At 68.1% G+C, this 13,008-nt stretch carries 16 protein-coding genes and 1 pseudogene; 9 read left to right on the forward strand and 8 right to left on the reverse strand.

The window, feature by feature from the left end; all coding sequences use genetic code 11:
- Positions 1-302: 302 nt before the first annotated feature.
- Both ACIKT0_RS06375 and ACIKT0_RS06380 read left to right on the forward strand, forming a co-directional pair.
- Positions 303-989, forward strand: coding sequence for a response regulator transcription factor (locus ACIKT0_RS06375; protein ID WP_407104526.1), 687 nt, complete (start codon positions 303-305; stop codon positions 987-989).
- 32 nt (positions 990-1,021) lie between these two features.
- Positions 1,022-1,465 (forward strand): cyclic nucleotide-binding domain-containing protein, encoded by a 444-nt coding sequence (locus tag ACIKT0_RS06380; RefSeq protein WP_407104527.1) that lies wholly within the window; start codon positions 1,022-1,024, stop codon positions 1,463-1,465.
- A 6-nt stretch (positions 1,466-1,471) separates the two neighbouring features.
- On the opposite strand, the gene ACIKT0_RS06385 is transcribed toward ACIKT0_RS06380, so the two are convergent.
- Both ACIKT0_RS06385 and ACIKT0_RS06390 read right to left on the reverse strand, forming a co-directional pair.
- Positions 1,472-2,275, reverse strand: coding sequence for an exodeoxyribonuclease III (locus ACIKT0_RS06385; protein ID WP_407104528.1), 804 nt, complete (start codon positions 2,273-2,275; stop codon positions 1,472-1,474).
- Positions 2,276-2,576: 301 nt separating this feature from the next.
- A complete protein-coding gene (locus ACIKT0_RS06390; RefSeq protein ID WP_407104529.1) occupies positions 2,577-3,260 on the reverse strand; it encodes an outer-membrane lipoprotein carrier protein LolA in 684 nt (227 codons plus the stop codon).
- Positions 3,261-3,367: 107 nt separating this feature from the next.
- Between ACIKT0_RS06390 and ACIKT0_RS06395 the strand changes: the two genes are divergently transcribed.
- A complete protein-coding gene (locus tag ACIKT0_RS06395; protein ID WP_407104530.1) occupies positions 3,368-4,078 on the forward strand; it encodes an AAA family ATPase in 711 nt (236 codons plus the stop codon).
- A 3-nt stretch (positions 4,079-4,081) separates the two neighbouring features.
- Here ACIKT0_RS06395 and ACIKT0_RS06400 read toward each other — a convergent pair.
- Positions 4,082-5,065, reverse strand: a pseudogene (locus tag ACIKT0_RS06400) (FtsK/SpoIIIE domain-containing protein); the annotation flags it as partial.
- 134 nt (positions 5,066-5,199) lie between these two features.
- On the opposite strand from ACIKT0_RS06400, the gene ACIKT0_RS06405 reads away from it, so the two are divergent.
- The 3 genes from ACIKT0_RS06405 (at position 5,200) to ACIKT0_RS06415 (ending at position 6,339) form a co-directional block, all read left to right on the forward strand.
- The gene (locus ACIKT0_RS06405; RefSeq protein ID WP_183393794.1) at positions 5,200-5,409 is read left to right on the forward strand and encodes a DUF3126 family protein; all 210 of its coding nucleotides are present in this window, start codon (positions 5,200-5,202) and stop codon (positions 5,407-5,409) included.
- Positions 5,410-5,492: 83 nt separating this feature from the next.
- On the forward strand, positions 5,493-5,789 hold the full coding sequence (locus tag ACIKT0_RS06410) for a DUF6949 family protein (RefSeq protein ID WP_407104531.1): 297 nt from the start codon (positions 5,493-5,495) through the stop codon (positions 5,787-5,789).
- 19 nt (positions 5,790-5,808) lie between these two features.
- Positions 5,809-6,339 carry a gamma carbonic anhydrase family protein gene (locus tag ACIKT0_RS06415; protein ID WP_407104532.1) on the forward strand — a complete coding sequence of 177 codons (531 nt, stop codon included), beginning with the start codon at positions 5,809-5,811 and terminating at the stop codon, positions 6,337-6,339.
- A 119-nt stretch (positions 6,340-6,458) separates the two neighbouring features.
- Here ACIKT0_RS06415 and ACIKT0_RS06420 read toward each other — a convergent pair whose 3' ends face one another.
- From ACIKT0_RS06420 to ACIKT0_RS06430, 3 genes are all read right to left on the reverse strand, one after another.
- Entirely contained in the window at positions 6,459-7,094 is a 636-nt protein-coding gene (locus tag ACIKT0_RS06420; protein ID WP_407104533.1) for a transglutaminase-like cysteine peptidase, read from the reverse strand.
- 376 nt (positions 7,095-7,470) lie between these two features.
- The gene (locus tag ACIKT0_RS06425) at positions 7,471-8,067 is read right to left on the reverse strand and encodes a PilZ domain-containing protein (protein ID WP_407104534.1); all 597 of its coding nucleotides are present in this window, start codon (positions 8,065-8,067) and stop codon (positions 7,471-7,473) included.
- Between the two features lie 92 nt (positions 8,068-8,159).
- Complete coding sequence (locus ACIKT0_RS06430) at positions 8,160-8,768, reverse strand: PAS domain-containing protein (RefSeq protein ID WP_407104535.1); 609 nt, start codon at positions 8,766-8,768, stop codon at positions 8,160-8,162.
- A gap of 217 nt (positions 8,769-8,985) precedes the next feature.
- On the opposite strand from ACIKT0_RS06430, the gene ACIKT0_RS06435 reads away from it, so the two are divergent.
- From ACIKT0_RS06435 to ACIKT0_RS06445, 3 genes are all read left to right on the forward strand, one after another.
- On the forward strand, positions 8,986-9,795 hold the full coding sequence (locus tag ACIKT0_RS06435; RefSeq protein ID WP_407104536.1) for a rhomboid family intramembrane serine protease: 810 nt from the start codon (positions 8,986-8,988) through the stop codon (positions 9,793-9,795).
- Positions 9,796-9,880: 85 nt separating this feature from the next.
- Positions 9,881-10,312: a CBS domain-containing protein gene (locus ACIKT0_RS06440; protein WP_407104537.1), complete on the forward strand. Its 432-nt coding sequence runs from the start codon at positions 9,881-9,883 to the stop codon at positions 10,310-10,312.
- A gap of 23 nt (positions 10,313-10,335) precedes the next feature.
- Complete coding sequence (locus ACIKT0_RS06445; protein ID WP_407104538.1) at positions 10,336-10,584, forward strand: hypothetical protein; 249 nt, start codon at positions 10,336-10,338, stop codon at positions 10,582-10,584.
- Positions 10,585-10,605: 21 nt separating this feature from the next.
- Here the strand turns inward: ACIKT0_RS06445 and thrS are convergent, their stop codons facing one another.
- Both thrS and yidD read right to left on the reverse strand, forming a co-directional pair.
- Positions 10,606-12,621 (reverse strand): threonine--tRNA ligase, encoded by a 2,016-nt coding sequence (gene thrS / locus ACIKT0_RS06450; protein WP_407104539.1) that lies wholly within the window; start codon positions 12,619-12,621, stop codon positions 10,606-10,608.
- Positions 12,622-12,677: 56 nt separating this feature from the next.
- Positions 12,678-13,008, reverse strand: a 331-nt coding sequence (gene yidD / locus ACIKT0_RS06455; RefSeq protein WP_407104540.1) for a membrane protein insertion efficiency factor YidD, incomplete at its 5' end; no start/stop codon positions are given.

Genomic DNA, 13,008 nt, shown 5'->3' on the forward strand with positions numbered 1-13,008 from the left:
CCGCCCGCCGCCACACCCTGCGGAGCGGCAGGTCGGCGCGAGGGGTCGCGCCGTCGCCCTCGCGTTTGCGCGCCACGACGCCGGCTGGACCGAGCGCACACCGAAGCGTGAGCGCGCCCGCCACAAGCCTTCCTTCGCCGCGGTTCCCGGGCGATTGCAACACCCGGATCGCGTTCAAAAGACGCTTCTTCGAGGCGCGACGATTGGCCAAATTGCGTCTCTGACTTGCGGAATGAGGGGACGGCGCCCTACTTGAAAAGCGCCTGCGCCGTCTTGACGGCTTGACCCTCAGAGATTGCTGAATGCCCACGAAGCGCAAGATACTTCTCGTCGAAGACGACGCCGACCTCCGCACCGAACTCGCCGAGCAGCTCGACCTTCACGAGGAATTCGAGGCCTCCCAGGCAGCCACCGCGTCCGAGGGCGTCGAGGCCGTCAAAGCCGATCACGTCGACCTCGTGCTGATGGATGTCGGCCTGCCGGACATGGACGGCCGCGAGGCGGTCAGGATCATGCGCCGCAACGGTTTCCGCGGGCCGGTGATCATGCTGACCGGGCAGGATTCGGATTCCGACACGATCCTCGGGCTCGAGGCGGGCGCCAACGACTACGTCGCCAAGCCGGTGCGTTTCGCGGTGCTGCTGGCCCGCGTCCGGGCGCAGCTCCGCAGCCACGAGGCGAGCGAGGACGCGATCTTCTCGATCGGGCCCTACACGTTCCGGCCCGGCGCGAAGATGCTGCTGACCGAGAAGAACGCGAAGATCCGCCTGACCGAGAAGGAGACGGCGATCCTGCGCTATCTGTACCGCGCCGGCTCGTCCGTGGTCGGGCGCGAAACGCTTCTTCAGGAAGTGTGGGGGTATAATTCGGGCGTGACGACTCACACGCTCGAGACGCACGTCTATCGACTTCGCCAGAAGATCGAGGCCGATCCGTCCAATGCGCGTCTGCTGGTCACGGAGGCAGGTGGCTACAAGCTCGTCCCGTAGGACGGCGTAGCGTATGGCGAAGGCGGGAGTGCGTGGCGCTCGAGGACGACATCCGGACGCTGGGCCAGACGCCGCTGTTCGACGAACTCGGGCGTGACGCGTTGCGGCTGGTCGCCTTCTCGGCCGACAGGCTGCGCCTCGGCGCGGGCGACGTGCTGTTTCGCGAGGGCGAGGCGGCGGATTCCGGGTTCGTCGTGGTCTCGGGCGCGCTCACCGTGGCGCGGGCGGGCGGCGCCGAGCGCTCGGTCGGATCGGGCGCGCTGCTCGGCGAGCTCGCGCTGATCTGCGACACAACAAGGCCCGCGACCGCCACGGCTCAAGAACCCTCCGAGGTCCTGAGAATCGCGCGCGGTCTGTTCTCGCGCCTGTTCGACGAATATCCGGACCTCGCCCGAAAACTGCACGGCCGGCTCGCGGCGCGCGTGCAGGCCGATATCGCCCAGCTCAGATCCGTCGAGGCGCTGCTGCGGAGATAGTCCGCGTCAGGCGATCGTGACCACGACCGGGACGTGGTCGGAGGGCCGCTCCCAGCCCCTGGCTTCCCGCACCGTCCGGACGTCGATCAAGCGGTCCGCGACGTCGGCGCTGCCCCAGACGTGATCGAGTCGCCGGCCGCGGTCCGAGGCCTGCCAGTCCGCCGCCCGGTAGCTCCACCACGAGAACAGCTTCTCGGGATGCGGCGTGTGCCGGCGCACGAGATCCACCCAGCGCCCGGCGGCCTGCATCCGGTTCATCCCTTCGGTCTCGACCGGCGTATGGCTGACCACGCGCAGCAGCTGCTTGTGGCTCCAGACGTCGCTCTCATGCGGCGCCACGTTGAGATCGCCGACCATGATGCGTCCGCCGGTCTCGGCGATGCGGCCGGACCACTGCGTCAGCTCGTCGAGAAACTGCAGCTTGTGCGCGAATTTCGGGTTGATGGCCGGGTCCGGCTCGTCGCCGCCTGCCGGAACGTAGAAATTGTGCAGCGTCACACCGGCGAGCGGCCCTTCGGCGAAGGTGGTCGCGAGGTGCCGCGCGTCGTCCTTGTCGGCCCAGCGCTCCCGAACCGTCTCGGCGAACGGGAAGCGGGAGAAGGTCGCCACCCCGTGGTAGCCCTTCTGGCCGTGGATCGCGACGTGCTCGTAGCCGAGCTTGCGCACCGCGCTCAGCGGGAAGCAGTCGTCGGCGCATTTGGTTTCCTGCAGGCACAGGACGTCCGGCGCATGCTCGTCGACGAGCTTCGCCACGAGGCCGATGCGCAGGCGCACGGAATTGATGTTCCAGGTGGCGAGACGGACAGGCATTGGCGACCGGGGAGGAGAGGGCGGGCCGCTGGCTCTAGCGCGGATCAGCGCCGTCCGGGAAGCCGTCAGGGGGCGGGAAGCCGGGACAGCCATGGTCCGGACGCAAAGACGCCCGGCCTCCGGGGGGAAAGGCCGGGCGTCCGCGCGCTGAGCGCTCCGCCGATCGGAGGAACGGCGGAAACGAGGCGCCTTGGCCAAGGCCGCGACGGGGGAACGCAGCCTGTGTGGCGACGCCTCGCTCGCAATCCGAGATGGGGGGTCGCCCGCGAGAGTTCAAGCGCACGACTGCGTGAGTCGTTCGTCAGGGCCGCGCCTGGGTCGGCCAGCGCGGCTGGACGATCTTGAACAGGTTCTGGTCGAGCTTCGCGACGCGGGTCATGTCCGACAGAACGACCGAGGTGTCCATGCCTTGCGCGTCCGTCACCGTCCACTGCTTCAGCTCGTAATTCTGCCCGCTGAACAGCAGCTGGATCTGCGCCGTGCCGCCGATCGCGTTCTTCTCCTCGAGCACCACGGAGACCATCTCGGGCTCTTGGTAGACCGCCTTGACGTTGGCGTCCTTCAGCAGGTCGATCTTGTCCTCGAGCAGGAAGCGCAGCGGCGTCTGGCTGAGCGGCCACAGCTCCTGGGTGGCGAGCCTGCGGTTCTTGACGATCACCGAGCTGCCGTTCGAGACGATCTCGAGCGGGCTCGGCGGCGCGTACTGGAAGCGGATCTTTCCGGGCCGCGACAGATAGAGCTTGCCGACGGAGCGGGAGCCGTCGGGGCCGGTCTGCTCGAAGTTCGCCGTGATGTCCTGGATCGAGTTGAAGTAGCCGTTGACGCGCTGGAGCGTGGCGCGCTGCGCCGGGTCGAGCTGGGTGACCGGCACGCCCTTCTTCTTGCCCCCGAACAGGCCGCCGAACAGCGGCTCGGCGGCGGCCGGCGCGGCCGCGAGCGCGGCGGTCAGGAGGAGGAGGCCGGCGAGCGGGCGGAGACGGAGCATCTGGAAGGGCGTCCTGCAGTGAATGGCGGGAGGTCGGCTCGACACGGTCCCGGACTTAGGGTCCGTTCATGGCGATTTCACGTGGGGGCCATGGTGGAGCGCCGGAAGTGTTGATCTCGTTGCGCATGGAGTGGGCGAGAGTCGAGGACCCTGACGCCTACCCGTACAACCTGCCTGCGATCTCCCGGCTGCGGGAGCTCGACCTCGACGCTCCCATCGTTCTGTTCGTCGGCCCGAACGGCTCGGGGAAATCGACGCTGATGGAGGCGATCGCCGTCCATCTCGGCTGCAACCCGGAAGGCGGCTCCCCGAACTTCACCTTCGACACCGCGCAGACGCTCTCGCCGCTCCACAAGGTCACGCGGCTCGTGCGCCGGATACCGCCGAAGACTGACCGCTACTTCTACCGGGCCGACGCCTTCCACATCCTGGCGACCGAGATCCGCAGGCTCGAGATCGCGGACCGCTACGGCGGCGATCTCCACGAGATGTCGCACGGCCAGGCCGTGATGCGGCTGCTCAACGAGCGGTTCGGCCCCCGCGGGCTCTATTTACTCGACGAGCCGGAGGCGGCGCTCGCGCCCGAGACCCAGCTCGAGGTCATCGCCCGCATCGTGCAGCTGGTCCAGCAGGGGGCGCGCTTCGTGCTGGCGACCCACTCGCCGCTCCTGATGGCGCTGCCCAACGCGCTGATCTACGAGCTCACCGAAGACGGCGTCGCGCGCCGCAGCTATCAGGAGCTCGGGCACGTCCGGCTCTACCGGCGCTTCCTGGGAGACCCGGAGAGCGTGGTCAGCCGTCTGCTCTCCGACGACTGAGGCTCACGCCGCGTCGTCGTCGGCGTCCTGGGTCGCGAGCAGGATCTCGCGCTTGCCGGCGTGGTTCGCCGGGCCCACCACGCCTTCCTTCTCCATGCGCTCGACCAGCGAGGCGGCGCGGTTGTAGCCGATCTGCAGGCGGCGCTGGATGTAGGAGGTCGAGCACTTCTTATCGCGCAGCACGATCGCGACGGCCTGGTCGTAGACGTCCGCGCTCTCGTCGCCGAACGAGCCCTTGTCGAACACCGCGCCGTCGTCCCCGGCGCCGGCGTCTTCGTCCTCGGCCAGCACCGAATCCAGATAGTCCGGCCGGCCCTGCCGCTTGAGGTGCTGCACGACGGCCTCGACCTCGGCGTCGGAGCAGAACGGGCCGTGCACGCGGCTGATCCGGCCGCCGCCCTGCATGTGCAGCATGTCGCCCTGACCGAGCAGCTGCTCGGCGCCCATCTCGCCGAGAATGGTGCGGCTGTCGATCTTGCTGGTGACCTGGAAGGAGATGCGGGTCGGAAAGTTCGCCTTGATGGTGCCCGTGATGACGTCGACCGAGGGGCGCTGGGTCGCCATCACGATATGGATGCCGGCCGCGCGCGCCATCTGGGCGAGCCGCTGGATCGCGCCTTCGATCTCCTTGCCCGCGACCATCATCAGGTCGGCCATCTCGTCGACGATGATGACGATGTACGGGAGCTTCCCGATCTCCATCACCTCCTGCTCGTAGATCGCCTCGCCGGTCTCGCGGTCGAAGCCGGTCTGCACGGTGCGAGTGATGGCCTCGCCCTTGGCGAGCGCCTGTTCGGCGCGGGCGTTGAAGCCGTCGATGTTGCGCACGCCGAGCTTCGACATCTTCTTGTAGCGGTCCTCCATCTCGCGGACCGCCCATTTGAGCGCGACCACCGCCTTCTTGGGGTCGGTGACGACGGGCGTCAGCAGATGGGGGATCTCGTCATAGACCGAGAGCTCCAGCATCTTGGGGTCGATCATGATCAGCCCGCCGCCGCCGAATAGAGCCGCGCCGGCGGGCTTGCCTCGCTCGCCCGCGCGTGGCAAGCCCGACCCACCACCAGACGGGGCAGGCTTCCTGGCCGCTCTTCGCTGGCTCCCCCCGCCCCAAGGAGGCAAGCTTGGAGAAACGCGAGCTCGAGCGCGTGCAGACCTACATGCGCAAGCTGTTCCAGAACCAGACGGTTCGGGTCGTGGCCCGGCCGCGCAAGGACGATTCCGCCGAGGTCTATCTCGGCGACGAGTTCGTCGGCGTGCTGTTCCGCGACGACGAGGACGGCGACCTGTCCTACAACTTCCAGATGGCGATCCTCGAGACCGACCTCGAGTGACGACGGACTGACCGTCCCGCTACGGGACGGCCCGCGTTTTGCCACAGGGCCGGCGACCACGACGCCGACGCGGAGAGTGTCCCATGTCCTTCCTCATCCCGGCCCTCACTGTGGCGCTCGGTTTCGCGATATCGGGCGCCGCGGCGTCCGCCTTCGAGGCGCTGACCGAGCGGCGGGCGAGCTTCGGCCTGCTGCGCGAGCCTGACGTGACCGCGGCGGCCGCCGTCCCGGTGGTCACCATCGGCGCATCCTATATCCTGGCGCGCAGCCTGCTGTTCGGCGCCCGCCGGCCGGCGTGGGCGATGTGCCTGGGCACGGTCCTGCTCGGCGGATGGAGCCTCGTGCTCGGCGCCGCGGCGCTCGCGGCCTTCGTGGGCTAGAGAAGAACGGAGATCCAAGGTGGCGCTTTATTCGCTCGGCGGCGTGAGCCCCAGAACCCCGGCCAACGGCCGTTTCTTCGTGGCCGAAAGCGCCGTGGTGGTGGGCGACGTCATCCTCGAGGAAGACGCCAGCGTCTGGTTCGGCTCGGTGCTGCGCGGCGACAACGAGCCGATCACGATCGGCGCGCGCTCCAATGTGCAGGACGGCTGCGTGCTGCACACCGATCCGGGCTTTCCGTTGGTCGTCGGCGAGGACTGCTCGCTCGGCCATGGCGCGATCGTGCATGGCTGCACCATCGGCGACTGCAGCCTGATCGGCATGGGCGCGACCGTGCTGAACGGCGCGAAGATCGGCCGCTACTGCCTCGTCGGCGCCGGCGCGCTGGTGACCGAGGGCAAGGAGTTCCCGGATTTCTCGATGATCATCGGCGCGCCCGCCCGCGTGGTGAAGACGCTCGGTCCGGAGTTCGAGGTGCGTCAGCTGGGCTCGGCGGCGCGCTACGTGGCCAATGGCCGGCGCTTCCGCGAGGGCATGGCGCGCGTCGGCTGACTTTCCGATCGCAGAAAAGGCGAGGCCGGCTCCCTGGCGGAGAGCCGGCCTCTGGCTTGCGGCCTGTCGGGCGGGAGTTGGGGACGTGACAGGCTGCGAGCGTTCCCTGGGATCGCGGCTTACGGGGCGGTGGCGACCCCGACCGGGCCGATGCCGTCGCCAAGCAGAACCCACACGTTCGGATCGATCTGCGACTGGCGCTTGATGTAGGTGTAGCCGGTCTCGAACCACGGCTTCACGTCGTCGGCCTGGTTGTCGAGCGTGTAGTCGCCCCGGTCGGTGACCACGGTCAGCACCGCGTGGCCGTCGCCCTTGAGGTCGCGCACGACCGTGATGAGCAGCGCCTGGCGCGGCCAGCCGGCGTCCATCAGCATGCGGCGCTTGAGCAGGACGTAGTCCTCGCAGTCGCCCTTGTCGGCCGGATAGGTCCACTTCTCCTCGACGCCGTAGAGCTCCTGGTCGGTCATCGGCGCGATCGCCGCGTTGACCTTGCGGTTGATGGCGTCGAGCTCCTTGAAGCGCGCCTCGGTGAGCTGCGCGCGGACAGGCCGGGCCGCCTTCACGTCGCAATCCGCCGAATGGGTCTTGCAGAAGTCGATCCAGCCGATCGGCGACTTCGCCGAGCCCTCGACCTGCATCGGCGTCGTGAGAGCCAGCTTGATGGACGGCGCGGCCTGCGCGCCGGTGATGGTGAATCCGCCTGCAACCAGTCCAAACAAGAAGTAAATCGACTTAAACTTGCCCCGCAGAAGCATTTCCAACTCCCGTTCTGTCCCGGGAGCAAAAGTCTCACATCCGATTTGCCGTCCGTCTAAGTCGAAGTTCGGGTTTTTAGGAACGAGATTTGTACTTTGGCAATGTTCTGGAAATGAGTTGTTTAGAGATGCATTGCAAGTTTCATTTACCAACAGGCGTGCGGCCAAGAAGATCAGGGGTCGACTTGGCGACCAAAAAGTTAACGCGACCCCGGTTTCGGCGGGGTCGTTTCATGAAGCATAAACCATGTTGCTGAATGGCCGTTCAGGCGGCGGCCGGTCGCCGGCCTCCGTGGGCCCGATCCGACGGCGCGCGTGAACGAAAAACGCCGCCCCTGGGGGCGGCGCTCTGAAGACCCGGCAGGCGAGGGCGGCCTTAGCCGAACTGTTCCTGCAGCGCCTCGAGGTTCTGGGTGCGGGTGAACTCGACCGCCAGGCCGCGCTCGAAATGCCGGACCACCCGCGCCGCGGTGCGGCCGAGCATGACCGGCGTGCCGATCGGAAGGTCGAGATTGATGTTGATCGCCGCGCCGGAGAGCGAGACGTCGATCACGCGGCATTCGTGCTCGACGCCGTCCTCGGTGGTCAGCACCGAACGGGCGTTGCGCGGCACGAGGCGTTCGTGGCGGCGATCCTCGGGCAGGCCGAGGATGCTGCGGTTGGCCAGCCAGGTGAGCTGGGCCGCCAGCTTGTCGCGCTTGCGGATGGTGGCGGTCACGGTCATCGCGAAGCCGTTCGCGATCGGCCGCACCATCAGACCCTCGACCCGGCCGATATGGTCCAGATAGGCGACGACGCGCTCGCCGGGCTGCGCCGGGACGGGCGCGATGAGCGCCAGCCCGCCGGGCGACATGTCGAGCGTCTGGCACGGATACTCGCGCCGGGACGACAGCATGTAGCGCCCGAGCAGCGCGACCTTGACCCGCTGGTGGCGGCGGCGCTCGTCGGAGAGCGGCATCTTCAACGAAAACATCGAAGGGCCTTCGAGGATGGGTGACGCCGGCCGTGGCCAGCCGCCTGCCTCGAATCTAAACGAACGCCGTTAACGCGGCGTAACCCGCCCGCTCAGCGGCCGCCGTCGAACACCAGGAAGCGGCCGATGCGCCGGCCAAGCCCGGCGAGCGTGTGGGGCGCAGGCGCGACGGGCTCGGGGGAGGGATCGGAGAAGGAGCGGTTGCGCCCGCTCGGCCAGATCATCCGGAGCGAACTCAGCTCGAAACGGGTGACCGGGCAGGCGCCGAGCCAGTAGGGCGTCTCGACTGGCGCCAGCGAACCGAGGATGCGGGCGTGCGTGCGGCCGCGGTGGCGCAGCGGCAGCAGGGCCAGCTCGAGGTCCACCTTCCGGCCGAGATCCGTCGATCCCTGCGCGCCCAGCACCGCGACGGCGGCGTCGTCCGAGACGGTTTCGAGAGCGCCCAGCAGGGTCGCGCGATCGGGGCCGCGCCACAGCGACAGGAACTGCTCGTCCCGCATCTCGTGTCCCGTGACGGCGCAGATGCGCGACCCGGACAGCCGGAACGGGTAGCCGGCGGAACCGTCGGCTTCGAGGATGAATGTGTCGCCCAGGATCGAGCGGATCTCGCCGGGGTCCACGTCGGAGCGTTCGGGGGCGGCCCGGGCGCCGCGCAGGCGGTTCCAGTACCCGAACAACTCCTTCGTGGTGACGGCCTTCATCGTGACGCTCTCACACGGTCTGATCTGCGCCGGTCGTCCCGCTTCGGCACAGGCCGGGCGGCGACGGGCGGTTAACAAACCGTTGAGCAGGAGCCGTGCCATTCTTCGGTGGTCTCTCCGTGAGCCTCGCCTTGCAATCGCCTGAAGTTCAGGCGAGCACTTGCGCGTGGCGCGTCCATGATGGGACCAGCCCCATCTCGAGAGACCGACCCAGCCCTTGCCCCGCGAATATCAGCCGGCCTTCAACGCCCCGCGCGTGATCACCGTGACGCTCGTCGTCCTGGCGGCGATCCATCTCGTCCGCTTCTTTCTGAGCGACGAGGCGGACCTCGAGGTGCTGCTCCGCTTCGCCTTCATACCGGCCCGGTACGATCCCTCCTTTCCATACGCCGACGAACTGCTCGGAGGGGAGGGGGCGAAGGTCTGGACCTTCGTGACCTACGCCTTTCTCCACGGGAATCTCACCCACCTTGTGGTCAACGGTGTATGGCTGCTGGCTTTCGGCAGCGCTCTGGCGTGGCGGTTCGGCACAAGCCGCTTTCTCGTGTTTTCGGCCTTGACGGCGGCCGCGGGCGCGGCCACGCACCTCGCCCTCCATTACGGAGAGGCGACGCCGGTCATCGGCGCCTCCGCCGCGATCTCGGGCCATACCGCGGCCGCGATGCGCTTCATGTTCGAATCCGGCGGCCCGCTGGACGTGTTCCGCCGCGGCGGGCGCGAGGCCTTCCTCATCCCGGCCGAGCCTCTGCGCACGTCGCTGCGCCGCCCGCAGGCGCTCATCTTCCTGCTCGTCTGGTTCGGCGGCAACGCGCTGGCCGGCTTCGGTTCGACCGCGATCGGACTGGGCGACGCCAGCATCGCCTGGGAGGCGCATATCGGCGGCTTCATCGCCGGACTGCTGCTGTTTCCGCTGTTCGATCCGGTCCGGAGGGGCGTCCGCCCTTCGTCGCAAGAGACTTTCGACGTCTTGCCACCCTCGCGGCATCCGCCCCATGATGATGGAACAGGGGCCGCGGGTCGGCCGTAAGGATCAAGAGTAGCCGCCGTCGACGTCCCGCGCCCGACCAGACAGACGCTGACGCTCAGGCGCCGGCGAACAGGGAGGACAGGACATGCGCGTCAAGGCGATTCTCTCGACCAAGGGCAGCGGCGTCGTCACCGTGTCGCCCCAGGCGCTCGTCTCGGACGTGGTCCGCACGCTGGCAGAAAAGAGCATCGGCGCCGTCGTGGTCGACGACGGGGCGGACGGACTTTCCGGCATCCTCACGGAACGGGACGTGGTTCGCGCGCTCGCCGCGCATGGCTGCGACGCGCTCGACCGCCCGGCTTCCGACTTCATGACCCGGGAGGTCGTGACCGCGCATTTCGACAACACGGTCGACGAGCTCATGGACCGCATGACCCACGGCAAGTTCCGCCATGTCCCGATCATGGACGGGAACCGGCTGGCCGGCATGATCTCCATTGGCGACGTGGTGAAGCACCGCATGGACCAGATCGAGGCCGAGGCCTCCGCGATGCGGGACTACATCGCGACGGCGTGAGGCCCAGCGGGTGAGGCGCCGGGTTGGGCGAGATAGCCGAATTTGTCCTCGCCTGGCCGGCCTACTGGACCGCGCGTATCGTCCTGCCGATCATAACGATTGGCCGCGTGGCGGCGGCAACACGAGACGAGAACTATTCGGCGATTGATGCGATCGGGATGGGCCGCCGGGCAGATGGGACCATCCTCCTTGGCTTTGACTGCGCTGCGTTGGTCGGGCTCTTGATATGGGCGCTTCTGATCGTCGTGGGGGTTCTGCTGAGCTGCCTGTAGCGGGCGCCTGGCCCGTGAAGCTCACAGGTCCAGCAGCTCTTCCGGCCTGTCCGGCAGCCGGCCTTCCGGCACATGCGCGGCCTGCCGCTCGAGACGCTCGCGCCGCACATCCGGCGGCGTCGCCTCGTCGGCGAGGCTCGCCACGCACTCGTCCAGAGACATCGGCGTCTGGTTCTGCGAGCCGAGGCGGCGGATCGAGACGTGGCGCGTCTCCGCCTCCTTCTTGCCGACTACGACCAGCACCGGGATCTTGGCCAGCGAGTGCTCGCGGACCTTGTAGTTGATCTTCTCGTTGCGGAGGTCGAGGTCGACCCGCAGCCCGGCCTTCCGGAGCTCCGCCGCGACTTCCGCGGCGTAGCCGTCCGCCTCCGAGGTGATCGTCGTCACCACCGCCTGCACGGGCGCGAGCCAGAGCGGGAAGTGGCCGGCGAAATGCTCGATCAGGATGCCGGTGAAGCGCTCGAGCGAGCCGAAGATCGCGCGGTGGATCATCACCGGCGCATGCTTCTCGCCATCCGCGCCGATGTAGAAGGCGCCGAAGCGGTCGGGCAGGTTGAAGTCGACCTGGATGGTGCCGCACTGCCAGTCGCGGCCGATCGCGTCGCGCAGCACATACTCGAACTTCGGCCCGTAGAACGCGCCCTCGCCGGGGTTCACGGCCGTCGTCACGCGATTGCCGTAGCGCGACGAGATCTCCTTGAGCGCGTCGCCCATGACCTGCTCGGCGCGGTCCCACAGCGCGTCCGATCCGACCCGCTTCTCCGGCCGCGTCGAAAGCTTCAGCACGATCCGGCCGAAGCCGAAGTCGGCATACATCGACAGGATCAGTTCGTTCAGCGCGAGCGTCTCGGCCATGAACTGCTCGTCGGTACAGAAGATGTGCGCGTCGTCCTGCGTGAAGGCGCGCACGCGCATCATGCCGTGCAGCGCGCCGGATGGCTCATAGCGGTGAACGATGCCGAATTCGCCCATTCGGATAGGCAGTTCGCGATAGCTCCTCAGGCCGTGCTTGAAGATCTGCACGTGGCCCGGGCAGTTCATCGGCTTGATCGCGAAGACGCGCTCGTCCTCGGTCTCGGTGACGAACATGTTCTCGCGGTACCAGTCCCAGTGGCCGGAGGTCTGCCACAGCGAGGCGTCGAGAACCTGGGGCGTGTTGACCTCGACGAAGCCCGAGCCGGCCGTGCGACGGCGCGAATAGTCCATCAGCGTGCGGAACAGCGTCCAGCCCTTCGGGTGCCAGAACACCGCGCCGGGGCCTTCCTCCTGGAAGTGGAACAGGTCCATCTCGCGGCCGAGGCGGCGGTGGTCGCGCTTCTCGGCCTCCTCCAGCATGTGCAGATAGGCGTCGAGCGCAGCCTTGTCCGGGAAGGCCGTGCCGTAGATGCGCTGGAGCATCGGGTTGTTGGAGTCGCCGCGCCAGTAGGCGCCCGCCACCTTCATCAGCTTGAAGGCGTCGCCGACCTTGCCCGTCGAGGTCATGTGCGGACCGCGGCAGAGGTCCATCCACTCGCCCTGGGCGTACATCTTGATCGTCTGGTCCGCCGGAATGGCGTCGACCAGCTCGACCTTGAAGGTCTCGCCCTTGGCGGCGAACCAGTCCTTGGCGCGGTCCCGGCTCCAGACGTCCTTCGTGAACGGTCGGTCGCGCGCGATGATCCGGCGCATCTCGGCCTCGATCGCGGCGAGGTCGTCGGTCGAGAACGGCTCGTCGCGGGCGAAGTCGTAATAGAAGCCGTTCTCGATCACCGGGCCGATCGTGACCTGCGTCTCGGGCCACAGCGTCTGCACGGCCTCCGCGAGCACATGCGCGCAATCGTGGCGGATCAGCTCGAGCGAGCGGGGATCGTTGCGGTCGAGGAATTCAATGTGGACGTCGCGCTCGATCGGGTCGGCGAGGTCGACGACCTGGCCGTCGAGCGCCATCGCGACGGTGCGCTTCAGCAGCGACTTCGAGATCTCGCCGGCGATCTGCGCGCCGGTGACGCCGGCCTCATAGGATTTCTGTGCGCCGTCGGGAAAGGTGACGAGGGGCATGTCGGGTCTCCGCTCACTCGCTGCCTACGAATGCAGGTAAGCGCTTCAGGTGGTTGTCAGACGGTCCGCCGGCCGCCGCCGACGGGTTCGCAGCGAGGCCGTCCGGCGCCCGCCGCATAGCGCCACGGCCTAGACCAGCGGGCGCCGGGAGGCAATTCCTGCGGGACGGGTTCGTAGCCCGAGCCGCCCCAGGGATGGCAGCGGCAGATACGGCCGGCCGCCATCCAGCCGCCGGCCCAGGCGCCGTGGCGGGCGATCGCCTCGTCGGCGAACTCCGAGCAGGTCGGGAGATAGCGGCAGCGCCGCCCGATCAGCATCGACAGCGAATAGCGATAGGCCAGGATCGGCAGGCGCAGCGCGTGGCGCGGCGCGCGCCGGAGCCACGCG

It is taken from the genome of Hansschlegelia beijingensis, assembly GCF_045505405.1.
In the GTDB taxonomy this organism is placed as follows: domain Bacteria; phylum Pseudomonadota; class Alphaproteobacteria; order Rhizobiales; family Methylopilaceae; genus Methylopila; species Methylopila beijingensis_A.